This window comes from Thiohalobacter sp. IOR34 (assembly GCF_030406045.1).
Lineage (GTDB): Bacteria > Pseudomonadota > Gammaproteobacteria > Thiohalobacterales > Thiohalobacteraceae.
Window position 1 is genome coordinate 1,410,127 of the sequence record NZ_CP128988.1, and the last position, 21,057, is coordinate 1,431,183.

Here is a 21,057-nt window from a genome sequence, read left to right on the forward strand (position 1 = left end):
CTTTTTCCATCGACAGCCCGTGGCTGCCGCAAACCGGCGGGCCAACGGACCCGCTGCGGACAGAGGCTTCCGCGCCGCCGCTGGGCCGGGCACCAGTGGCCCGGGAACCGGAACCCTGCACAGCTATGCCCAGCGTCAGGCGCTGCAGTTCGATTCGGTCAGTGGCAAATGGCTCCAGCCGACAGGTGACGCAGATATCCTCTACGCTCCCACCGATTCCTGCAGTTATGCCGGCGGTGGCACCTTCTGGTACGACCGGAACCTCAACGGCGCCATCGATGAAGCCAGTTCGGATCTGGAGGTGACCAGCCCCGATCTGATGGGTACCGGGAGCTATGCCTCGATCGAGGCGCGCATCGCAGCCAGCGGCTTCACCAAGCCCGCCTTCTTCGGATCTGGAGGTGACCAGCCCCGATCTGATGGGCACCGGGAGCTATGCCTCGATCGAGGCGCGCATCGCAGCCAGCGGCTTCACCAAGCCCGCCTTCTTCGGATCTGGAGGTGACCAGCCCCGATCTGATGGGCACCGGGAGCTATGCCTCGATCGAGGCGCGCATCGCAGCCAGCGGCTTCACCAAGCCCGCCTTCTGAGGTCACCGCTGCAGTGCCCCTGCGCCCGGTCCGGCTCCCCCGTAGAAGGGGGCGGACCGGGCCGTTTCCGGCCCTAGCCCGGATATTGCACCAAGGCGGCGCGCATGATCGGAGTGCAGGCTGACATACAAGGCCGGGAGGTTCACAAATGGCTCCTCACGGCGGCGTACGGTTTGCGCCTATTCGATCTCAGAACGCATCTGGCTTCGCATCCTGGCCGATCGCCCTTGAACCATAGCTACGGCTATGCTTCCGCGGGCGATCGGCCAAGCTGCTTTGCCAGCTCCGCCCTGAGAATCGAATCCTTGGTGCAATATCCGGGCTAGGAACGCCTGCCCCATGATTGACACCGCCGGCACAGCACCTATAATGCGTCGCTTACGACTTCAGGCGCGTAGCTCAGCTGGTTAGAGCACCACCTTGACATGGTGGGGGTCGTTGGTTCGAGTCCAATCGCGCCTACCAATCATTATTGGGGCCGGAGCGCGCAACTCCGGCCCCATTTTCATTGACTTGCGGAAACATGTGGCCCCTCGTATCGGTCACCACTGGAGACAACGACATGCCCACCATCACCCTTCCCGACGGTTCGCAGCGCCATTACGAGCAGCCGGTCACGGTGCACCAGGTGGCGGCCGACATCGGTCCGGGCCTGGCCAAGGCCGCCCTGGCCGGCAAGCTCGACGGCCGGCTGGTGGACACCTCCCATACCATCACCCAGGATGCCGAGCTGGCCATCGTCACCAGCAAGGACGAGGAGGCCCTGGAGCTGATGCGCCACGACGCGGCCCATGTCATGGCCCAGGCGGTGCAGGAGCTCTACCCCGGGACCCAGGTGACCATCGGGCCGGTGATCGAGGACGGCTTCTACTACGACTTCGCCCGTGACGAGCCCTTCACCCCGGAGGATCTGAAGAAGATCGAGCAGCGCATGCACGAGATCGTCAAGCGCGACCTGCCCATCCGGCGTGAGGTCTGGGACCGCGAGGAGGCGATCCGGGTCTTCGAGGAGCTGGGCGAGAAATACAAGGTCGAGATCATCCGCGACATCATTCCGGAAGGCGAGGAGGTCTCCATCTACCGCCAGGGCGACTGGTTCGACGTCTGCCGCGGCCCGCACCTGCCGAGCACCGGCAAGCTGGACAAGGGCTTCAAGCTGATGAAGGTGGCCGGCGCCTACTGGCGCGGCGATTCCAGCCGGGAGATGCTGCAGCGCATCTACGGCACCGCCTGGCGCAACAAGAAGGAGCTCAAGGCCTATCTGCATCGCCTGGAGGAAGCCGAAAAGCGTGACCACCGCAAGCTGGGCAAGGTGATGGACCTGTTCCACAGCCAGGAAGAGGCGCCGGGTATGGTGTTCTGGCACGACCGTGGCTGGACCCTCTATCTGGAGATCGAGAACTATGTCCGCGCCAAGCTGCGCGAGCACGGCTACCAGGAGGTGCACACCCCGGAGATCATCGACCGCAGCCTGTGGGAGAAGTCCGGCCACTGGGAGAAGTTTCACGAGAACATGTTCGTGACCCACTCCGAGAACCGCGACTATGCCATCAAGCCGATGAACTGCCCGGCCCACGTGCAGATCTACAACCACGGCCTGAAGAGCTACCGCGATCTGCCGCTGCGGCTGGCCGAGTTCGGCTCCTGCCACCGCAACGAGCCTTCCGGTACCCTGCACGGCCTGATGCGGGTGCGCAACTTCGTACAGGACGACGCCCACATCTTCTGCACCGAAGGGCAGATCCTCTCCGAGGTGTCGGCCTTCATCGATCTGCTGTTCGAGGTCTACCGCGATTTCGGCTTCGACGAGGTGCTGATCAAGCTCTCCACCCGTCCCGAGCAGCGGGTCGGCGACGATGAACTCTGGGACCGCGCCGAGCAGGCCCTGGAGGATGCGCTCAACCACAAGGATCTGGGGTGGGAACTGCAGCCGGGGGAGGGCGCCTTCTACGGGCCGAAGATCGAGTTTTCGCTGCGCGACTGCCTCAACCGGGTCTGGCAGCTGGGCACCATCCAGCTCGATTTCTCCATGCCGGCGCGGCTCGGGGCCCACTATATCGCCGAGGACGGCAGCAAGCAGGTGCCGGTCATGCTGCACCGCGCCATCCTCGGTTCGCTGGAGCGGTTCATCGGCATTTTGATCGAACACTACGCCGGCCAGCTGCCCGCTTGGCTGGCCCCGGTACAGGCCGTGGTGATGAATATCACCGACCGGCAGGCCCCGGCGGTGAAAAAAGTTGAAGAATCCTTGAAAAATCAGGGTATCCGGGTCATTTCGGACTTGAGAAACGAGAAGATCGGCTTTAAAATCCGCGAACACACGCTTCAGCGTGTCCCCTATCTGCTCGTCGTGGGCGACCGGGAGGCTGAAGCCGGTACCGTGGCCGTGCGCACGCGTGGCGGTGAGGACCTGGGTGTCATGCCCGTCGGCGACTTCGCCGATCGTCTCGCCGCAGAGATCGCGAGTCACGGCCGTACTGTTTTGGAGGACTGAAGCATCGCTGCACCAAGAAAAGACAAGTACAGGGTGAACGACCGCATCCTGGCCCCCGAGGTCAGGGTCATCAACCAAGAGGGCGAGCAGGTCGGTGTCATGCCCCTCGACAAGGCCCTGGAACTGGCATCGGAGGCCGGGCTGGATCTGGTGGAGATCTCACCCAATGCGGAACCACCGGTGTGCCGCATCATGGACTACGGCAAGTTCCGCTTCGAGCAGAACAAGAGCAAGCAGTCCGCCAAGAAGAAGCAGAAACAGGTCCAGGTCAAGGAGATCAAGTTCCGGCCTGGCACAGACGTAGGGGATTATCAGGTCAAACTCCGCAACCTGATACGTTTCCTGCAGGACGGGGACAGGGTCAAGGTGACCCTGCGATTCCGTGGCCGCGAGATGGCCCATCAGGAACTCGGCCGCGACCTGCTCGAAAGGGTCAAGAACGACCTGGAAGAGTACGGCACGGTGGAACAGTTTCCGAAGATGGAGGGCCGGCAGATGGTCATGGTGATGTCCCCGAAGAAGTAGACGGCCGCTGGCTGGCCGCCATGACTGAAATCCGGATGCCACTGCCAGTTCAGGCATCCGCAAATACGGAGTTCTACCGAAATGCCGAAGATGAAGTCCAACCGGGGCGCCGCGAAGCGCTTCAAGCGGACGGCGAAGGGCGGGTTCAAGCGTAACCAGTCGCATCGTCGTCATATCCTGACCAAGAAGAGCAGCAAGCGGAAACGCCAGCTCGGCAGCCCTGCCCGTATCCACGAGGCAGACGCGGCCATGGTGCGGCGCATGCTGCCCTATGCGTAAGCGGGAGGTATAAACGATGGCACGAGTAAAACGTGGTGTTGTCGCCCGCGCGCGGCACAACAAGGTCCTCAACAAGGCCAAGGGTTACTACGGCGCCCGACGCAAGGTCTACCGGGTCGCCAAGCAGGCGGTGATCAAGGCCGGCCAGTACGCCTACCGCGATCGCCGGCAGCGCAAGCGTCAGTTCCGCGCCCTGTGGATTGCCCGCATCAATGCGGGTGCCCGCGAGAACGGCCTGTCCTACAGCCGGCTGATCAACGGCCTGAAGAAGGCCGGGATCGAGATCGACCGCAAGGTGCTGGCCGACATCGCCGTCCACGACAAGCCGGCCTTCGCGGCCATTGCCGAGCAGGCCAAGGCCAGCCTGGGCTGAGCGCCGGCACCCGCCCGGCGCGGGTGGCGCGCGGCAAGTCGAGAAGGGAAGGCCGTGTGCCTTCCCTTTTTTATTTTTCCGCTTGGCTGAACATGGGATGAGCCGTGCAAGCAGAACTTGAACAACTGATCGAAGAGGCCGAGCAGGCCATCGCCGCGGCCGCTGATCTGAGGTCGCTGGATGCCGTGCGGGTTCGCTACCTGGGCAAGAAGGGCAGCCTGACCGCCCAGCTCAAGCAGCTCGGCAGCCTGCCAGCGGAGCAGCGCAAGGCGGCAGGCCAGGAGATCAACCGGGCCAAGCAGCGCCTGCAGCAGCAGATCGAGGCGCGCCAGACGACGCTGGAAAACGAGGTCCTGCAGCGTCGCCTGGCGGAGGAGACGCTGGACGTCACCCTCCCGGGGCGTGGCGAGCGGCTCGGTGGGCTGCATCCGGTGACCCGCACGCTGATGCGCATCGAGGCCCTGTTCGCCCAGCTCGGATTCGAGGTCGCCGAGGGACCGGAGATCGAGGACGACTACCACAACTTCGAGGCCCTCAACATCCCGCCCCACCATCCGGCGCGGGCCATGCACGACACCTTCTATTTCGACGCGCATACCGTGCTGCGTACCCATACCTCACCGGTGCAGATCCGGGTCATGGAGGAACGTCAGCCGCCATTGCGGGTCATCGCCCCCGGCCGCGTCTACCGCTGCGATTCCGATCTGACCCACACCCCGATGTTCCACCAGATCGAGGGCCTGCTGGTCGACACCGATGTCAGCTTTGCTGAGCTGAAGGGCATCCTCGACGATTTTCTCCGCCACTTCTTCGAGCGTGACCTCGGGGTGCGTTTCCGGCCGTCCTATTTCCCCTTCACCGAACCCTCGGCCGAGGTCGACATGGAGTGCGTGATCTGCAACGGCAAGGGCTGCCGGGTCTGCAGTCTCAGTGGCTGGCTGGAGGTGCTGGGCTGCGGCATGGTGCATCCCAAGGTGTTCGAACAGGTCGGCATCGACAACGAGCGCTATACCGGCTTCGCCTTCGGCATGGGCGTGGAGCGCCTGGCCATGCTGCGCTATGGGGTCAATGACCTGCGCCTGTTCTTCGAGAACGACCTGCGCTTCCTGCGCCAGTTCCGTTGAAATTCGAGATTCGATGAAAGATGGCCACGGAACCCACGGAAAATACGGAAATGTTTATTGCGGCGCACGCGCAGCGCGCGGTGCCGTGAATCCTGGTGCCTTTCCCGGGTTTTCCGTGGGTTCCGTGGCTATCTCCTTGAAGCAGGGCGGGCACCGCCCGCCGCGCTACTGAGCTGACGAGACAGATATCATGAAATTCAGTGAACACTGGCTGCGGGAATGGGTCAATCCTCCCGTGTCGACCGAGCAACTGGCCGAACAGCTGACCATGGCTGGCCTTGAGGTGGACAGCATCGAGCCGGCGGCGCCGGCCTTCGAAAAGGTCGTGGTTGGCGAGGTGCTGGAGGTGCAGCCGCATCCCGATGCCGACAAGCTGCGGGTCTGCCGGGTCGAGGTTGGCCAGGAGGCGCCGCTGCAGATCGTCTGTGGCGCGCCCAATGTCCATGCCGGCATGAAGGCGCCGACGGCCCTGGTGGGCGGTGTCCTGCCGGGTGGCCTGAAGATCAAGAAGGCGAAACTGCGCGGTGTGGAGTCCTTCGGTATGCTCTGTTCGGCCCGCGAGCTGGGATTGTCCGAGGATCATGCCGGCCTGATGGCGCTGCCGGCCGATGCCCCGGTGGGCGAGGATCTCCGAAGCTGGCTGGATCTCGACGATGCCCTGATCGAGGTCGATCTCACCCCCAACCGCGGGGACTGCCTGAGTATCGCCGGCATTGCCCGCGAGGTAGGGCTGCTGAACCGCTGCGCGGTGGAGACGCCCGAGATCCATCCCGTGGCAGCGGCCACGGAGGCCAGTTTCCCGGTGCGGGTCAACGCGGCCGAGGCCTGCCCACGTTACCTGGGGCGGGTGATCCAGGGCATCGATCCGGCGGCTGCAACCCCCCTGTGGATGCAGGAGCGGCTGCGACGCAGCGGTCTGCGCAGCCTCGGCCCCGTGGTCGATGTCACCAACTATGTGCTCATCGAACTCGGCCAGCCGATGCACGGTTTTGACCTCGGCCGGCTGAGCGGTGGCATCGAGGTGCGCCATGCGCGTCAGGGCGAGTCCCTGAACCTGCTCGACGGCAAACGGGTCGAGCTCAGCGACGACACCCTGGTCATCGCCGACGAGAGCCAGGTGCTGGCCATCGCCGGGGTGATGGGTGGCGAGGCCTCGGCGGTGACCTCTGAGACCCGTGACGTCTTCCTGGAGTGTGCCTTTTTTGCGCCCACCGCCATCGCTGGGCTGGCCCGCCAGTATGGGCTGCAGACCGATTCCTCACACCGCTTCGAGCGCGGTGTCGACCCGAGCCTGCAGCGCCGGGCGCTGGAGCGGGCCACCGGCCTGTTGCTGGCCATCACCGGCGGCACGCCGGGGCCGGTGACCGAGGTCAGTCACGCCGACCATCTGCCGGAGACGGAGGCGGTGCATCTGCGCCAGACGCGGATCACCCGCCTGCTCGGCCTGGAACTGCCGCGCGAGGAGGTCAGCGACATCCTGGTTCGCCTCGGCTGCGGGATCGAGCCGCTGAACGACGGCTGGCGGGTGCACCCCCCGACCTATCGTTTCGATCTGGCCATCGAGGCCGACCTGATCGAGGAGGTCGGCCGCGTCTACGGCTATGAACGGTTGCCGAGCACCCTGCCCAGCGGGCGCCTGGAGATGGCACCGCTGTCGGAGGAGAGAGTGGAGACGGCGCGGATCCACACCCTGTTGGTGGATCGCGGCTACCAGGAGGCGATCACCTACAGCTTTGTCGACCCGGACCTGCAGGCCCGGCTCAATCCGGGGGTGCCGGGCGTGGCACTGGCCAACCCCATCTCTTCCGAGATGTCGGAGATGCGCACCAGCCTCTGGCCGGGCCTGATCAAGGTGCTGGAACACAATCTGAATCGCCAGCAGGGCCGCGTGCTGCTGTTCGAGCAAGGTCTTAGGTTTGAAAGACAAGCTGATGAAATAAAACAGGACAAGATGCTGGCCTGTGTTGCCTACGGGAGCCGCTGGCCAGAGCAGTGGGGGGCGGAGAAGGCGGGTCTCGATTTCTACGACCTGAAGGGTGACGTCGAGGCGCTGCTGGCCCTCGGTGGCAGGGCGGGGTGCTTCGAGTTCGTCGCCGAGGCCCATCCGGCCTTGCACCCCGGGCGCAGCGCGGCCATCCGCCACGGGGGGCGCAGGGCTGGCTGGCTGGGTGAACTCCACCCACGGCTGGCGGGGGATCTGGGCCTTCCGGCCGGCATACTGCTGTTCGAGATCGAGCTGGCAGCGTTGCAGCTCGCCCGCAAGCCGGTCTTCCAGCCCATCTCTCGCTACCCTTCGGTCCGCCGCGATCTCGCCTTCCTGGTGGATGCCGGGGTGTCGGCCCAGGCGATCCGCGCTCGTGTCGAAGCCAGCGCCGGCGAGTGGCTGAAGGAGCTGCTGCTGTTCGATGTCTATCAGGGTGAGGGAGTAGAATCCGGACGAAAAAGCATCGCTTTGGGCTTGATTCTACAGGATTCCTCGCGCACACTAGCAGATCAGGACGTGGAGGCGGTCGTGGAACGGGTGACGGCCGTACTGCAGGATGAACTCGGGGCAAGCTTGAGAGACTGAATCTATGGCGCTCACCAAGGCCGATCTGGCAGAAAAATTATTCGAGGAATTGGGACTGAACAAGCGCGAGGCCAAGGAACTGGTCGAAATGTTCTTTGAAGAAATCCGCTGCGCGCTGGAAACCGGAAACCAGGTCAAGTTGTCGGGTTTCGGCAACTTCGATCTGCGCGACAAGAACGAGCGGCCCGGCCGCAACCCCAAGACCGGGGAAGAGATTCCGATCACGGCCCGACGGGTGGTGACCTTTCGCCCGGGCCAGAAGCTCAAGTCACGGGTAGAGGCCTATGCTGGAAGCCAGCAACAATAACGATCTCCCGGCGATACCGGGCAAGCGCTATTTCACCATCGGTGAGGTCAGCGAGCTGTGCGGCGTCAAGCCGCACGTGCTGCGTTACTGGGAACAGGAATTCCCACAGCTGAAGCCGGTCAAGCGACGTGGCAACCGGCGTTACTACCAGCGTCACGACGTGCTGATGATCCGTCAGATCCGCAGCCTGCTCTATGAACAGGGCTTCACCATCGGCGGTGCCCGCCAGCGCCTCTCCGGCGAGGAGGCCAAGGAAGACATCACCCAGAGCCAGCAGATCGTGCGCCAGATCCGCACGGAGCTGGAAGAGCTGCTGCAGATCCTGCGGCGCTGATTTCCCCTTCGCCGGCAAGTTCGGGTATCATGCCCAACCTTGGACGCCTGTCCAGGCTCAAATCATCGGGGCGTAGCGCAGTCTGGTAGCGCACCGCAATGGGGTTGCGGTGGTCGGAGGTTCGAATCCTCTCGCCCCGACCAAATCACAGGTCTCACCCTCACTGGCGCAGCCTTGCGCCGGCCGTCTGTCACTCCTGCTTTTGCCTTTGCCATGCCATACTTGGCATGGCAGGGGCTGGTTCAAGTTTCTCCGGTGACGGCCGTTGCCGCTTACATCGACAACAAGTGGCGCCTAGCCCGGATATTGCACCAAGGCGGCCCGCATGATCGGAGTGCAGGCTGGCATACAAGGCCAGGAGGCTCGCAAATAGGCCCTCGTGGCGGGGTACGGTTTGTGCCTATTCGATTTCAGGACGTATCTGGCTGCGCATCCTGGCCGATCCCCCTTGAACCATAGCTATGGCTATGCTTCTACGGGCGATCGACCAAGCTGCTTTGCCAGCTCCGCCCTGAGAATCGAATCCTTGATGCAATATCCGGGCTAGCGTGCCGAGAACAAACGACCTGCAGGAACAAGGAGCAGTAGCCATGACGGACGAATCGATGGCCTCCCGCCGGCGGCAGATGCGACCGCTGTTCTGTGCCCTGCTGCTGGCCCTGGCCAGCGGCTGCGCCCTGACCCCTCCCGAGGAGGAGGTCAGCGATCCTCTGGAACCCATCAACCGGGTCATCGACAGCTTCAACGACAAGGTCGACCGTGCCCTGATCAAACCCGCCGCCAGGGGTTACCGCAAGGTCGTGCCCGGCCCGCTGCGCAACCGCGTCGGCAATTTCTTCAGCAACCTCGAGGAACCGTTGACGGTCACCAACGACATCCTCCAGGGCAAGTTCCGCCAGGGCGCAGAGGATGGCATGCGCTTCGTGTTCAACAGCAGCTTCGGCCTGCTTGGCCTGTTCGATGTCGCCACCTCCTTCGGTCTGCCCAAGCACCAGGAGGACTTCGGCCAGACCTTCGCCCGCTGGGGCTTTGGCGAGGGCTGGTATCTGGTGCTGCCGTTCCTGGGGCCCAGCAACGTGCGTGACGGCATCGGCCTGTTCGGGGACTACGCCCTGGATCCGGTAGCCCGCCATGACGAGATGCGGGAACGCAACGGCCTGGCCGCGCTGCGCCTGGTCGACGACCGCTCGCGCCTGCTGGCCGCCAGCAAGATCCGCGACACCGGTGCCCTCGACCGCTACCTGTTCACTCGCGAGGCCTACCGCCAGTTGCGCTGGAACCGCATCCACGACGGCAACCCGCCGCCGCCCGAGTTCGACGACGAAGAATAGCCGCGAAATCCATGGAAAGGATTCTGGTCTTGCAGGCTGGACAGCGCGCACCGTGGCAATGCCAAATTACGCAGCATCACCGGGCGCTGCCACGATAGGCATTGCCGCCCCCGATCGCGGCCTGGCGACCGCTCCTACGCAAGGGTTCCGCCATGCCTTGCTAGGGCCTGTTAACACTATCCCAATGGGTTCTGCTGGGACTCTTTTTCCGTCCAGCAAGGCAGAATGAGCGAAATGTAGTCAGTCTACATGAGCGAATGATAACGCCGCTGGGCGGGAAAAGAGCCCCAGCCCTCCGGGTTGCGCCTGAAAAAGCGCCACTCCGCGTTGCTCGTCGTTCATTTGGAGTCACCAAACCTCTCTCCTCGCGCCTTGATTGGCGCTTTTTCAGGTGCAACAGAGCCCATTGGGATAGTGTTAACAGGCCCTAGGAGCGGCCTCCCGGCCGCGATCGGGGTTGCCGCCGGAAGCCTGGCCTGGCGATTGCTTCTACGGCAGGCAGTGCCAGCCCTCGGAAGCATCGGGCGCACGCGCTTCGCGCGGCGCCGTGAATCACAAAAACCTTTTCGTGGGGTTCGCGGGTTTCGTGGCTATCCCATCACAAGGCGGACGAGCGCATCACCAGCAGCTTGTCGATCTGCATATCGTTGAAACTGTACGGGATGCCGCCCACCCCCAGGCCGGACTGGCGCAACCCGGCGAAGGGCATCCAGTCGACGCGGAAGGCCGTGTGGTCGTTGACCATCACCGCCGAGGCGTCGAGCCGTCGGTAGGCGTCGAGCGCGGCATCCAGTGAACGGGTGAAGACCGCCGCCTGGAAGGCATAGGGCAGGGCGTTGGCCCGTTCGATGGCCTCGGCGGTATCGGCGCAGCCGTAGACACAGATCACCGGTCCGAATACCTCCTGTTGCGAGACCCGGGCCTCGGCCGGTGGATCGAGCAGCACCGTCGGCGGATAGCAGCTGGCGGAAAGCGGCTTGCCACCACACAGCAGGCGGGCACCGTCAGCCACGGCTTCCTGCACCCATTCATGCACCCGTTGTACCTCGCGTTCGCGGATCAGCGGGCCGACCTCGGTGGTCGCGTCGGTCGGGTCGCCGACCCGCATTTTCCCGGCCAGCACGGCCAGCCCCTCGGCGATCGCCGCGGCCCGGGCACGGGGGGCAAAAACCCGCTGCACCGAGACACAGACCTGGCCCGCATGGTAGAAGCCGCCCTTGGCGATCAGCGGCAGGGCGTCCTCGAGGTCGGCATCCGCCTCGATCAACACCGGCGCGACGCCGCCGTGTTCCAGGGCGCAGCGGGTGCCGGGCGCCAGCTTCGAGCGCAGCATCCAGCCGACCCGGGCGCTGCCGATGAAGCTGAAGAAGGCGACCCGCTGGTCGCAGACCAGCCGCTCCGACACCTCGGGGCTGCTGGTCACCAGGGCCTGGCACCAGGCGTCGGGCAGGCCGGCCTCGCGCAGCAGCGCGACGAAGCGGTAGCAGGACAGCGGCGTGTCCTCGGCCGGCTTGACGATCACCGGGCAGCCGGCGGCCACGGCCGGGCCGACCTGATGCACGATCAGGTTGAGCGGGTGATTGAAGGCGCTGACCGCCACCACCGGCCCGCGCGGCTCCTTGTGGGTCATGGCCAGACGGCCGGCCGAGGCCGGGGTGATGCCCATGGGGATCTCGCGACCGGCCTCGCTGCGCAATACCTCGATGCAGTTGCGCACCCCGTCGATGGCGCGTGCCACCTCGATGCGGGAGTCGAGCAGTGGCTTGCCGCCCTCGCGCGCTGCTTCCAGCGCCAGGGACTCCGCCTGTTCACCCATCAGCCGGGCGGTCCGTTCCAGGATCGCGGCCCGCTCGGCGACCGGCAGCCAACCATCACGGTCCTGGTACAGGCCATGGGCCCGGGCCAGGGCACGCTCCACGACAGCCGCATCGGCGGTGTCCAGGGTGGCGATCAGCTGCCCGTCAAAGGGGGCCCGGACCTCGAGGCGGCCGCTGGCCGGTCCGGCGTCCGGAACCATGAGAGGGTGGTGGTCGGTCATCGCGGGTTCCTTTCTTGTAGTGTTCGTGGATGGCCCTGACAGGGGCGGCGGAATCTGGGATAATGCTCTGCTTTTAGCGGGTTCAGGCCCAGGTATCAACCCTTTGATGAGAGTTGTCCTGCCGCTTGCGGGCGGCGGGCCGGCGATCTACCGACAGCGCGCATGAGCAACCAGTTCCCTACCGACGACCTGCGTATCCTCGAGATCAAGGAGGTCACGCCTCCGGCCCAGGTGCACGAAGAATACCCGATCAGCGATAGGGCCGGTCGTACCGTGTCCGAGACGCGCCGTGACATCCATCGCATCCTGCAGGGTGAGGACGACCGGCTGCTGGTGATCATTGGCCCCTGTTCCATCCACGATCCGGAGGCGGCCCTGGAGTATGCACGGCGGCTGGCCGAGCTGCGCCAGCGGCTGGCGGACGATCTGCTGGTCGTGATGCGGGTCTATTTCGAGAAACCGCGCACCACCGTCGGCTGGAAGGGACTGATCAACGATCCCAACCTGGACGGCAGTTTCGAGATCAACAAGGGACTGCGCCGGGCCCGCAAACTGCTGCTCGACCTCAACGAGATGGGCGTGCCGGCGGCCACCGAGTTCCTCGACCTGATCAGCCCCCAGTATGTCGCCGACCTGGTCAGCTGGGGGGCCATCGGCGCCCGTACCACCGAGAGCCAGGTGCACCGCGAACTGGCCTCCGGCCTGTCCTGCCCGGTGGGCTTCAAGAATGCCACCGACGGCACCCTGCGGGTGGCGGTGGACGCCATTGGCGCCGCCTCGCGGCCGCATCACTTCCTGTCGCTGACCAAGGAGGGGCATTCGGCCATCTTCTCCACCGCCGGTAACGAGGACTGCCACATCATCCTCCGCGGCGGCCGCCAGCCGAACTATGACGCTGCCTCCGTGGCCCAGGCTGCAGAGGAGCTGCAGGCTGCCGGCCTGGCACCGCGGATCATGATCGATTTCAGCCATGCCAACAGCCTCAAGCAGCCGCAGCGACAGCTGGAAGTGGGCAAGGACGTGGCGGCGCAGATCGCCGCCGGCGACCGCCGCATCATCGGTGCCATGATCGAGAGTCACCTGCTGCCTGGCCGCCAGGATGCCAAGCCTGGCGAGCCGTTGACCTTCGGCCAGAGCATCACCGATGCCTGCATCGGCTGGGAGGACAGCGTGCCCCTGCTGGAACAACTGGCCGAGGCCGTGCGCCAGCGCCGGCAGAGCACGAGCAGCGCCGCCGCTTCCTGAACCAATCACCCTTTCGCGAGTGAGTCACATGCTGGAAATCAACCCCGTACTGAACAGGATCAAGGACCTCCAGGGCCGCGCCGAGGCCCTTAGGGGGTATCTTTGACTACGAGGACAAGAAGGACCGCCTGGCCGAGGTCAGCCGCGAGCTAGAGGACCCGGAGATCTGGAACGAGCCCGAGAAGGCCCAGGCGCTGGGCCAGGAACGGGCCCGGCTGGAGGAGATCGTCGAGGGGCTGGACAGTATCGCGGCCGCCCTCGGGGAGGCGCGCGAGCTGCTGGAGATCGCCGCCGAGGAGGACGACACCGAGACCCTGGAGGCGGTGCGCGCCGATGTGGACGCCGTGGAGAAGACGGTCTCCGACCTGGAGTTTCGGCGCATGTTCTCCGGCGAGATGGACGCCAACAACGCCTTCCTGGAGATCCAGGCCGGTTCCGGTGGCACCGAGGCGCAGGACTGGGCAGAGATGCTGCTGCGCATGTACCTGCGCTGGGCCGAGCGTCATGGCTTCAAGACCGAGCTGATCGAGGTCTCGCCGGGCGAGGTGGCAGGCATCAAGAGCGCAACCCTGAAGATCGAAGGGCCCTATGCCTACGGCTGGCTGCGTACCGAAACCGGTGTGCACCGCCTGGTGCGCAAGTCGCCCTTCGATTCCGGCAACCGCCGCCACACCTCCTTTTCCTCGGTGTTCGTCTCCCCCGAGGTGGATGACGACATCGACATCGAGATCAACCCGGCCGATCTGCGCATCGACGTCTACCGGGCCAGCGGCGCCGGTGGCCAGCACGTCAACCGTACCGAATCCGCGGTGCGCATCACCCATGAACCGACCGGTATCGTGGTGCAGTGCCAGAACGACCGCTCCCAGCACAAGAACAAGGCCACGGCCATGAAGCAGCTCAAGGCCAAGCTCTACGAGCGTGAGATGCAGGAGCGCCGTGCCGAGCAGCAGGCCCTGGAAGAGAGCAAGTCGGACATCGGCTGGGGCAGTCAGATCCGCTCCTATGTGCTGGACCAGTCGCGCATCAAGGATCTGCGCACCGGCGTCGAGGTCGGCAATACCCAGGCGGTTCTGGACGGCGATCTCGACCCCTTCATCGAGGCCAGCCTGAAATCCGGGCTTTGAAGCCAACCCCTTATCATGCACGGCGGGACGCAGCGTTCCGTTTCCGCAAAACGAGTGATCGACGATGAGTGACAAGACGCCACAGACCGAACAGGACGAGAACCGGCTGATCGCCGAGCGGCGGGCCAAGCTGCAGGCGCTGCGCGAGCAGGGCCTCGCCTTTCCCAACGACTTCCGCCGCGACGTGATGGCCGGGGAACTGCACGCCGAATACGACGACAAGGACGACGCCTGGTTCGAGGCCAACCCGCGGCGGGTCAGGGTGGCGGGGCGGATGATGTCCAAGCGCATCATGGGCAAGGCCAGCTTCACCAACATCCAGGACATGTCGGGGCGCATCCAGTTGTTCGTACAGCGTGACAGCCTGCCGGAGGGTGTCTATCAGGCCTTCAAGGGCTGGGACATCGGCGACATCATCGGTGCCGAGGGCACCCTGTTCAAGACCCGCACCGGCGAGCTGAGCGTGAAGGTCGACGAGCTGCGCCTGCTGACCAAGTCGCTGCGTCCGCTGCCTGAGAAGTTCAAGGGGCTGACCGACCAGGAGACGCGCTACCGCCAGCGCTACCTGGATCTGATCATGAACGAGGTGTCGCGCGAGGTGTTCCGCATGCGTACCCGCATCATCCAGTACCTGCGCGACTTCCTCAACGCCCGTGGTTTCCTGGAGGTGGAGACGCCGATGATGCAGGCCATCCCCGGCGGCGCTACCGCTCGGCCCTTCATTACCCATCACAATGCGCTGGACATGCAGCTCTACCTGCGCGTCGCGCCGGAGCTGTACCTGAAGCGGCTGGTGGTGGGCGGCTTCGAGAAGGTCTATGAGATCAACCGCAACTTCCGCAACGAGGGCCTGTCCACCCGCCACAATCCCGAGTTCACCATGCTCGAGTTCTACGAGGCCTATGCCGACTATCACGACCTGATGGACATGACCGAGGAGATGCTGCGTGGCCTGGCCGAATCGCTGCTGGTCAGCAGCATCGTCCACTACCAGGGCGAGGAATACGATTTCGGCAAGCCCTTTGCGCGGATGACGGTCAAGGAGTCCATTCTCCACTACAACCCGGAAATCAGCGCGGCTCAGCTCGAGGATCTGGACCAGGCGCGGGCCCTGGCCGGGCGGCTGGGCATTCCGCTGAAGGACAGCTATGGCCTTGGCAAGGTGCAGATCGAGATCTTCGAGAAGACCGTCGAGCACCGCCTGCTGCAGCCGACCTTCATCACCGCCTATCCGACCGAGGTCTCGCCCCTGGCGCGGCGCAACGATCAGGACCCCTTCGTCACCGATCGCTTCGAGTTCTTCGTCGGCGGGCGCGAGATCGCCAACGGCTTCTCCGAACTGAACGACGCCGAGGACCAGGCCGAGCGTTTCCGCCGCCAGGTGGAGGAGAAGGATGCGGGTGACGAGGAGGCCATGCACTTCGATGCCGACTACATCCGCGCCCTGGAGCACGGCATGCCACCGACGGCGGGCGAGGGCATCGGCATCGACCGGCTGGTGATGCTGTTCACCGATTCGCCATCGATCCGTGACGTGTTGCTGTTTCCTCATATGCGGCCCGGCGGATTATGATGAACAACATCATGATAGATCTCTAACCAATTGAGCAGGAAATGCATTTCATGACAACATGCCGACTGGACAAGGCGGGGAGGGGTGACATCCCCCTCGCCGTCGGATACCGGCAACAGCAGACCCCGCAACTTTTGCTAGAGTTGATCTAAAGGGAAAACCGGCAACGCCGAAAAGCTTGTTGGTTGCCGGATCAATTAACAGGCTGTTGAAAAAGCCTCTGGCGAGTGCGAGACAAGGCAAAAAATGGCGAAAAAGCGCAGTTTACATGGCCGTAAATGAGCATTTTGAGCCATTTTTTAACGCCGTATCGTGCCGTCAGAGGGTTTTTCAACAGCCTGTTAAGGAACGGCCAATCAATTACCGCAGGTCGCCATCGCGCATGTCCGATACCATAGCCAAGCTCGAGCACCAGCTGCAGATCCTGCAGGCAGAGCTGCGGCAACGCGAGTACGAGATCGATCTGCTGCGGGAAACGGCCACTGCTGTGGGCAGCGAGCTGAACCTGGACAAGGTTCTGCAACTGATCGCCGAACGGGCCCGCGAGCTGATCGACGCCGAGACCCTGCTGATCCCCATCCTCAACCGCGAGTGTGACGAATACACTTACCGGGCCGGTGCCGGCCGCGGAGTGGAAGAGATCGTCGGTGAATCCCTGCCCCTCGACTTCGGTGTCTGTGGCTGGGTCTGGGAACACAAGCGCCCCTGGTGGCGGGGCATGCTCGATGAATTGTCGGAAGCGGAGAAGAACCGCTGGGAGAAGGAGGCCGGCACCCTGATCATGGTGCCGCTGATCGGCCGTGAGCATTTTCTCGGCGGCATCGCCGGCATCAACAAGCGTGGAGGTGAGGAATTCAGCCGCCAGGACCTCAATCTGCTCAGCCTGTTCGCCAGTCAGGTGGCGATCGCCATCGAAAACGCCATGGCGGTACATCGCCTGGACCAGGCCCGCGAGGAGGCCGAAACCTACCAGAACGAGCTGCAGCAGCTGAATTCACGGCTGCAGGCCACCAATCAGGAACTGGAATTCCTCTCCCTCTACGACCCCCTTACGGCACTGCCCAATCGCTCGCTGCTGCGTGACCGAATCCAGCAGGGGCTGGCCGCCGCGCAGCGTGACGGCGGTGGGCTGGCGGTGCTGGTCATCGATCTCGACCGCTTCAAGGAGATCAACGACGCCCTGGGTCACGAGGTGGGCGACCAACTGCTGAAACAGGTCAGCAACCGTTTCGCCGCCGAACTGCGGCACAGCGACACCATCGGCCGCCTCGGTGGCGACGAGTTCGCGGTGGTGCTGGCGCCGGCCGAAACCCAGGCCGTGACCCGGGTGGCCAATGCCCTGCTGGAGGCGCTGGCAACACCCTTCATCATCGGCAGCCACCGGCTGGCGGTGACCGCCAGCATCGGCATCGCGCTCTACCCCGAGCATGGTGAGGATGCCGGTACGCTGTTCCAGCATGCCGATGCCGCCATGTATGCCGCCAAGCGCGACCGTTGTTCTGTCGGTTTCTACAACAGCGAAGTGGAAGAGAACTCACTCGGTCGTCTGACCCTGGTCAGCGATCTGCGCCATGCCCTGAACGAATCCGAGTTTGAACTCTATTACCAGCCCAAGCTGGATCTCGCCAGCAACAACATCATCGGCGTGGAGGCGCTGGCCCGCTGGCCGCACCGCAAGCGTGGTCTGGTGATGCCGGACAGTTTCATCCCGGCGCTGGAACAGACCGGCCTGATTCAACAATTCAATTTCTGGGTGCTGGACGCGGCCCTCGAACAGTGTGCCGCCTGGCAGGCGCGGGGCTGGTCGCTGGGCGTGGCAGTCAACCTGCCGGTGACCAGCCTGCTCGATCCGAACTTCGTCGGGGAACTGGCGCAGCGACTCGAACGCTGGGAACTCTGGGACAAACTGACTCTGGAGATCACCGAGAACCTCTTTCTCAGCGACTACGACCGCCTGACCGAGGTCTTCGGTCAACTGCGGGATCTGGGGGTCAATTTCTCCATCGACGATTTCGGCACCGGTCACTCATCGCTCAGCCGCCTGCGCCAGCTTCCGGTGAGCGAGCTGAAGATCGACCGCAGCTTCGTCATGGGCATGGCGCAGAATGCAGACGATGCAACCATCGTGCGTTCGACCATCGATCTGGCGCACAACCTGGGGCATGCGGTAGTGGCCGAAGGGGTGGAGAACGACAGCATCCTGCAGCAGCTGAAACAACTCGACTGCGACATCATCCAGGGTTACCACATCAGCCGTCCGCTGCCGGTGGCCGAGTTCGAGGCCTTCGTCGAGGATGCGGCCTGGCCCATCGCCAGGCCACAGGAACAGCACCTGGGTTTCCTCAAGCCGGGCTGATCGCGGCTTGGCGACCGCTCCTAGGTGAGGGTTCCGTGCTGCCTTGGCAGGGGCGGTGACCACCCCTGGAAGCATCGGGCGGACGCGCTCCGCCGTGAATCAGAAAAATCCTTTTCGTGGATTTCGCGGATTTCGTGGCTATCCCGTCTCAAGCTGGCCGGCGATCGCGGCCTGGCGACCGCTCCTACGTGAGGGTTCCGCGCTGCCTTGGCAGGGGCGGTGACCACCCCTGGAAGCATCGGGCGGACGCGCTCCGCCGTGAATCAGAAAAATCCTTTTCGTGGATTTCGCGGATTTCGTGGCCATCCTGTCTCAAGCTGGCCGGCGATCGCGGCCTGGCGACCGCTCCTAGGTGAGGGTTCCGCGCTGCCTTGGCAGGGGCGGTGACCACCCCTGGAAGCATCGGGCGGACACGCTCCGCCGTGAATCAGAAAAATCCTTTTCGTGGATTTCGCGGATTTCGTGGCCATCCTGTCTCAAGCTGGCCGGCGATCGCGGCCTGGCGACCGCTCCTAGGTGAGGGTTCCGCGCTGCCTTGGCAGGGGCGGTGACCACCCCTGGAAGCATCGGGCGGACACGCTCCGCCGTGAATCAGAAAAATCCTTTTCGTGGATTTCGCGGATTTCGTGGCCATCCTGTCTCAAGCTGGCCGGCGATCGCGGCCTGGCGACCGCTCCTAGGTGAGGGTTCCGTGCTGCCTTGGCAGGGGCACTGACCACCCTTGGAAGCATCGGGCGGACGCGCTCCGCCGTGAATCAGAAAAATCCTTTTCGTGGATTTCGCGGATTTCGTGGCCATCCTGTCTCAAGCTGGCCGGCGATCGCGGCCTGGCGGCCGCTCCTACAGGCGTTTCAGCAGGGCTCGGAGAAGGGGTAGGGCAGATCGCGGAATTCCAGGCGCGGACCCTCAGGGCTGTCGAGATGGATCTGGCCGGCGTCGGCGCCGCTGATCTGGATCACGGCCAGCAGCAGGTAGCCACCATCGGGATGCGGCCGCGCCTCGACGATCTTGCCGGCGCTCTGTTCCCCGTTGTCCGGGGTGTATAGCTCGTCGCCGGGTTGCGGGGCCTGTTCGGCGTCCACCCAGGCCAGGTACATGCGCCGCTTGAGCTTGCCGAGATACTGCATGCGGGCCACCACTTCCTGACCGGGATAGCAGCCCTTCTTGAAACTGACCCCGCCGACCAGATGCAGATTGACCATCTGCGGCACAAAGGCCTCGCTGGTCTGCGGGTAGATGACGGGCAGGCCGGCGGCGACGTTGAGCAGTCCCCAGGCCGGCTCGCCGACCGGGGCAAAACGCACATTGAGGCCGTCCCAGAGCCTCTTCAGTTCGTCCAGCGGACCGTAGATCTCGTAGCGGGGGTGGATGCCGGGGATGCGCAGCACCGTGCACAGTTGCTGGCTGACCACCTCATCGACCGCCTGGGGTAAGCGATCGAGCAGGTTCTCCAGTTCCCGGGGCGCATCGTCGCCGGAGACACCGATGTGCACGAAGGTGTCGGTGACCTCCTCCAGGGTGACGGCAGCGCGCAGCACGAACATCTGCAGCCGCTTGAGGATGGGCTCGGCCAGTTCCATGGGCAGCGCCAGGTAATAGATCCCGTCGCGCTGGAATACCCGGAAGGTGGCCAGGATGCGTCCCTTGGGGTTGCAGTAGCTGCTCAGCTGGCTGTGTTCCGGGGTCACCTCGCGGATGTCATTGCTCAGCTGGCCCTGGAGAAACTCGGCGGCGTCCTCGCCGTGCACGGCGATCAGCGCCAGATGCGACAGGTCGGCAAAGACATTGCCGGTCAGGGCCACGCTCAGTTCCCGCTTCAGGCTGCCGTAGCTGCCCACCTTGCCGGTGTCGTCGAACTCGGCGCCCGCGGCCTCGAGAAAGGTTTTCCACTCGGCTTTCATTGTCTGACCTCGCTGTTGAAGGTTGCTGAGTGTAGACCATTCACGCCGCGGCTGTCAGCCGTTCCCAGGGCCTGGCAGCCGCCGGCGTCGTCACCCCTGGCAACGGTGGTATTGCCGTCGCGGGGATGGTATAAACGGCGCAAAACAATATCATGGATGGACATGCCGCCAAGCCCGCCACGCCCCAAGTTTCTCGACCTGCTGGTCATCCGCATGCCGATCGGCGCGGTAACCTCCATCCTGCACCGCCTGTCCGGCGTGCTGTTGTTCCTGTCCCTGCCGCTGGCCGCCTTTCTGCTCGATCTCTCGCTGCGCGACGCCGACGGCTTTGCCCGGGCGATCGCCCTGCTGCACGCCTGGCCTGCACGGCTTGCCAGCCTGCTGCTGGGCTGGGCCCTGCTGCATCATCTGCTCGCCGGCCTGCGTTTCCTGCTGCTCGACCTGGGTATCGGACTGGAACGGCCGGTGGCCCGGCGCCTCGCCTGGAGCGCGACCCTCGGTGCCCTGCTGCTGTTGCCGCTGCTGCTCTGGGGGCTGGCGTGAGCCGCCAGGCCCAGGGGCTGCGCGCCTGGCTGCTGCAGCGGCTCACCGCGGTCTATGTCGCGCTGTTCAGCCTCTATCTGATCCAGCACTTCTGGCGCCAGCCGGTCGAGGACCATGCCGCCTGGCAGGCCTGGCTGGCCAGGCCGCTGGTCAACCTGGGGGTCGGACTGTTTTTCCTTGCCCTGCTGCTGCATGCCTGGGTGGGCGTGCGGGACGTGATCATGGACTATGTGCGCCATACCGGCCTGCGCGTCGCCCTGCTGGGGTTGCTGGCCCTGACCCTGGCCGGTTGTGGCCTGTGGCTGGGCCGGCTGCTGCTGACAGTGGCCAGCTGAGGAGGTCCGAGC

18 protein-coding genes and 2 tRNA genes are annotated in these 21,057 nt (G+C 64.4%); 18 read left to right on the plus strand and 2 right to left on the minus strand.

From position 1 onward, the window contains the following. Positions 1-19 precede the first annotated feature (19 nt). From QVG61_RS06485 to QVG61_RS06540, 12 genes are all read left to right on the plus strand, one after another. On the plus strand, positions 20-505 hold the full coding sequence (locus QVG61_RS06485) for a hypothetical protein (RefSeq protein ID WP_289932580.1): 486 nt from the start codon (positions 20-22) through the stop codon (positions 503-505). A 474-nt stretch (positions 506-979) separates the two neighbouring features. Continuing rightward, positions 980-1,056 (plus strand) — tRNA-Val (locus QVG61_RS06490). Between the two features lie 97 nt (positions 1,057-1,153). Continuing rightward, the gene (gene thrS, locus QVG61_RS06495) at positions 1,154-3,085 is read left to right on the plus strand and encodes a threonine--tRNA ligase (protein WP_289932581.1); all 1,932 of its coding nucleotides are present in this window, start codon (positions 1,154-1,156) and stop codon (positions 3,083-3,085) included. Between the two features lie 3 nt (positions 3,086-3,088). Then, a complete protein-coding gene (gene infC / locus QVG61_RS06500; RefSeq protein ID WP_289932733.1) occupies positions 3,089-3,610 on the plus strand; it encodes a translation initiation factor IF-3 in 522 nt (173 codons plus the stop codon). A gap of 81 nt (positions 3,611-3,691) precedes the next feature. After that, positions 3,692-3,889: a 50S ribosomal protein L35 gene (gene rpmI / locus QVG61_RS06505; protein ID WP_289932582.1), complete on the plus strand. Its 198-nt coding sequence runs from the start codon at positions 3,692-3,694 to the stop codon at positions 3,887-3,889. Positions 3,890-3,905: 16 nt separating this feature from the next. Continuing rightward, positions 3,906-4,262 carry a 50S ribosomal protein L20 gene (rplT, locus tag QVG61_RS06510; protein WP_289932583.1) on the plus strand — a complete coding sequence of 119 codons (357 nt, stop codon included), beginning with the start codon at positions 3,906-3,908 and terminating at the stop codon, positions 4,260-4,262. Positions 4,263-4,366: 104 nt separating this feature from the next. Further along, complete coding sequence (pheS, locus tag QVG61_RS06515; RefSeq protein ID WP_289932584.1) at positions 4,367-5,386, plus strand: phenylalanine--tRNA ligase subunit alpha; 1,020 nt, start codon at positions 4,367-4,369, stop codon at positions 5,384-5,386. 190 nt (positions 5,387-5,576) lie between these two features. Further along, the gene (pheT, locus tag QVG61_RS06520; RefSeq protein WP_289932585.1) at positions 5,577-7,955 is read left to right on the plus strand and encodes a phenylalanine--tRNA ligase subunit beta; all 2,379 of its coding nucleotides are present in this window, start codon (positions 5,577-5,579) and stop codon (positions 7,953-7,955) included. A 4-nt stretch (positions 7,956-7,959) separates the two neighbouring features. Next, the gene (gene ihfA, locus QVG61_RS06525) at positions 7,960-8,262 is read left to right on the plus strand and encodes an integration host factor subunit alpha (protein WP_289932586.1); all 303 of its coding nucleotides are present in this window, start codon (positions 7,960-7,962) and stop codon (positions 8,260-8,262) included. Continuing rightward, a complete protein-coding gene (locus QVG61_RS06530) occupies positions 8,240-8,596 on the plus strand; it encodes a MerR family transcriptional regulator (protein ID WP_289932587.1) in 357 nt (118 codons plus the stop codon). Before ihfA ends, QVG61_RS06530 begins: the two co-directional genes overlap by 23 nt. A gap of 66 nt (positions 8,597-8,662) precedes the next feature. Continuing rightward, positions 8,663-8,739: transfer RNA gene (locus QVG61_RS06535), tRNA-Pro, on the plus strand. Between the two features lie 447 nt (positions 8,740-9,186). Next, on the plus strand, positions 9,187-9,927 hold the full coding sequence (locus QVG61_RS06540; protein ID WP_289932588.1) for a VacJ family lipoprotein: 741 nt from the start codon (positions 9,187-9,189) through the stop codon (positions 9,925-9,927). A 598-nt stretch (positions 9,928-10,525) separates the two neighbouring features. On the opposite strand, the gene QVG61_RS06545 is transcribed toward QVG61_RS06540, so the two are convergent. Beyond that, positions 10,526-11,965 (minus strand): aldehyde dehydrogenase family protein, encoded by a 1,440-nt coding sequence (locus tag QVG61_RS06545; RefSeq protein WP_289932589.1) that lies wholly within the window; start codon positions 11,963-11,965, stop codon positions 10,526-10,528. A 162-nt stretch (positions 11,966-12,127) separates the two neighbouring features. Between QVG61_RS06545 and aroG the strand changes: the two genes are divergently transcribed. The 4 genes from aroG to QVG61_RS06565 all read left to right on the plus strand — a co-directional run bounded on the left by aroG (position 12,128) and on the right by QVG61_RS06565 (position 18,266). Next, positions 12,128-13,210: a 3-deoxy-7-phosphoheptulonate synthase AroG gene (gene aroG, locus QVG61_RS06550; protein WP_289932590.1), complete on the plus strand. Its 1,083-nt coding sequence runs from the start codon at positions 12,128-12,130 to the stop codon at positions 13,208-13,210. Between the two features lie 28 nt (positions 13,211-13,238). After that, positions 13,239-14,337 (plus strand): peptide chain release factor 2 gene (gene prfB, locus QVG61_RS06555; protein WP_289932591.1). Its coding sequence is split into 2 segments (ribosomal slippage): positions 13,239-13,313 and positions 13,315-14,337, totalling 1,098 coding nucleotides; the frame shifts between segments, so codons are not numbered across the junction. Between the two features lie 64 nt (positions 14,338-14,401). Continuing rightward, the gene (gene lysS / locus QVG61_RS06560) at positions 14,402-15,910 is read left to right on the plus strand and encodes a lysine--tRNA ligase (RefSeq protein WP_289932592.1); all 1,509 of its coding nucleotides are present in this window, start codon (positions 14,402-14,404) and stop codon (positions 15,908-15,910) included. 382 nt (positions 15,911-16,292) lie between these two features. Further along, positions 16,293-18,266 carry an EAL domain-containing protein gene (locus tag QVG61_RS06565; protein ID WP_289932593.1) on the plus strand — a complete coding sequence of 658 codons (1,974 nt, stop codon included), beginning with the start codon at positions 16,293-16,295 and terminating at the stop codon, positions 18,264-18,266. 851 nt (positions 18,267-19,117) lie between these two features. On the opposite strand, the gene QVG61_RS06570 is transcribed toward QVG61_RS06565, so the two are convergent. Beyond that, positions 19,118-20,167, minus strand: coding sequence for a folate-binding protein YgfZ (locus QVG61_RS06570; RefSeq protein ID WP_289932594.1), 1,050 nt, complete (start codon positions 20,165-20,167; stop codon positions 19,118-19,120). A gap of 156 nt (positions 20,168-20,323) precedes the next feature. Between QVG61_RS06570 and sdhC the strand changes: the two genes are divergently transcribed. Together sdhC and sdhD are read left to right on the plus strand one after the other, a co-directional pair. Then, entirely contained in the window at positions 20,324-20,710 is a 387-nt protein-coding gene (gene sdhC, locus QVG61_RS06575) for a succinate dehydrogenase, cytochrome b556 subunit (protein WP_289932595.1), read from the plus strand. Beyond that, positions 20,707-21,045, plus strand: a complete 339-nt coding sequence (gene sdhD, locus QVG61_RS06580) for a succinate dehydrogenase, hydrophobic membrane anchor protein (protein ID WP_289932596.1) — start codon at positions 20,707-20,709, stop codon at positions 21,043-21,045. The genes sdhC and sdhD overlap by 4 nt, the downstream gene beginning before the upstream one ends. The last annotated feature ends 12 nt before the right edge of the window (positions 21,046-21,057 follow it).

Coding starts and splice junctions, on each gene's coding strand:
- thrS (WP_289932581.1), top strand. CDS start 1,154: ATGCCCACCATCACCCTTCCCGACGGTTCGCAGCGCCATTACGAGCAG.
- rpmI (WP_289932582.1), top strand. CDS start 3,692: ATGCCGAAGATGAAGTCCAACCGGGGCGCCGCGAAGCGCTTCAAGCGG.
- rplT (WP_289932583.1), top strand. CDS start 3,906: ATGGCACGAGTAAAACGTGGTGTTGTCGCCCGCGCGCGGCACAACAAG.
- pheT (WP_289932585.1), top strand. CDS start 5,577: ATGAAATTCAGTGAACACTGGCTGCGGGAATGGGTCAATCCTCCCGTG.
- ihfA (WP_289932586.1), top strand. CDS start 7,960: ATGGCGCTCACCAAGGCCGATCTGGCAGAAAAATTATTCGAGGAATTG.
- QVG61_RS06530 (WP_289932587.1), top strand. CDS start 8,240: ATGCTGGAAGCCAGCAACAATAACGATCTCCCGGCGATACCGGGCAAG.
- QVG61_RS06540 (WP_289932588.1), top strand. CDS start 9,187: ATGACGGACGAATCGATGGCCTCCCGCCGGCGGCAGATGCGACCGCTG.
- QVG61_RS06545 (WP_289932589.1), bottom strand. CDS start 11,965: ATGACCGACCACCACCCTCTCATGGTTCCGGACGCCGGACCGGCCAGC.
- aroG (WP_289932590.1), top strand. CDS start 12,128: ATGAGCAACCAGTTCCCTACCGACGACCTGCGTATCCTCGAGATCAAG.
- lysS (WP_289932592.1), top strand. CDS start 14,402: ATGAGTGACAAGACGCCACAGACCGAACAGGACGAGAACCGGCTGATC.
- QVG61_RS06565 (WP_289932593.1), top strand. CDS start 16,293: ATGTCCGATACCATAGCCAAGCTCGAGCACCAGCTGCAGATCCTGCAG.
- QVG61_RS06570 (WP_289932594.1), bottom strand. CDS start 20,167: ATGAAAGCCGAGTGGAAAACCTTTCTCGAGGCCGCGGGCGCCGAGTTC.
- sdhC (WP_289932595.1), top strand. CDS start 20,324: ATGGACATGCCGCCAAGCCCGCCACGCCCCAAGTTTCTCGACCTGCTG.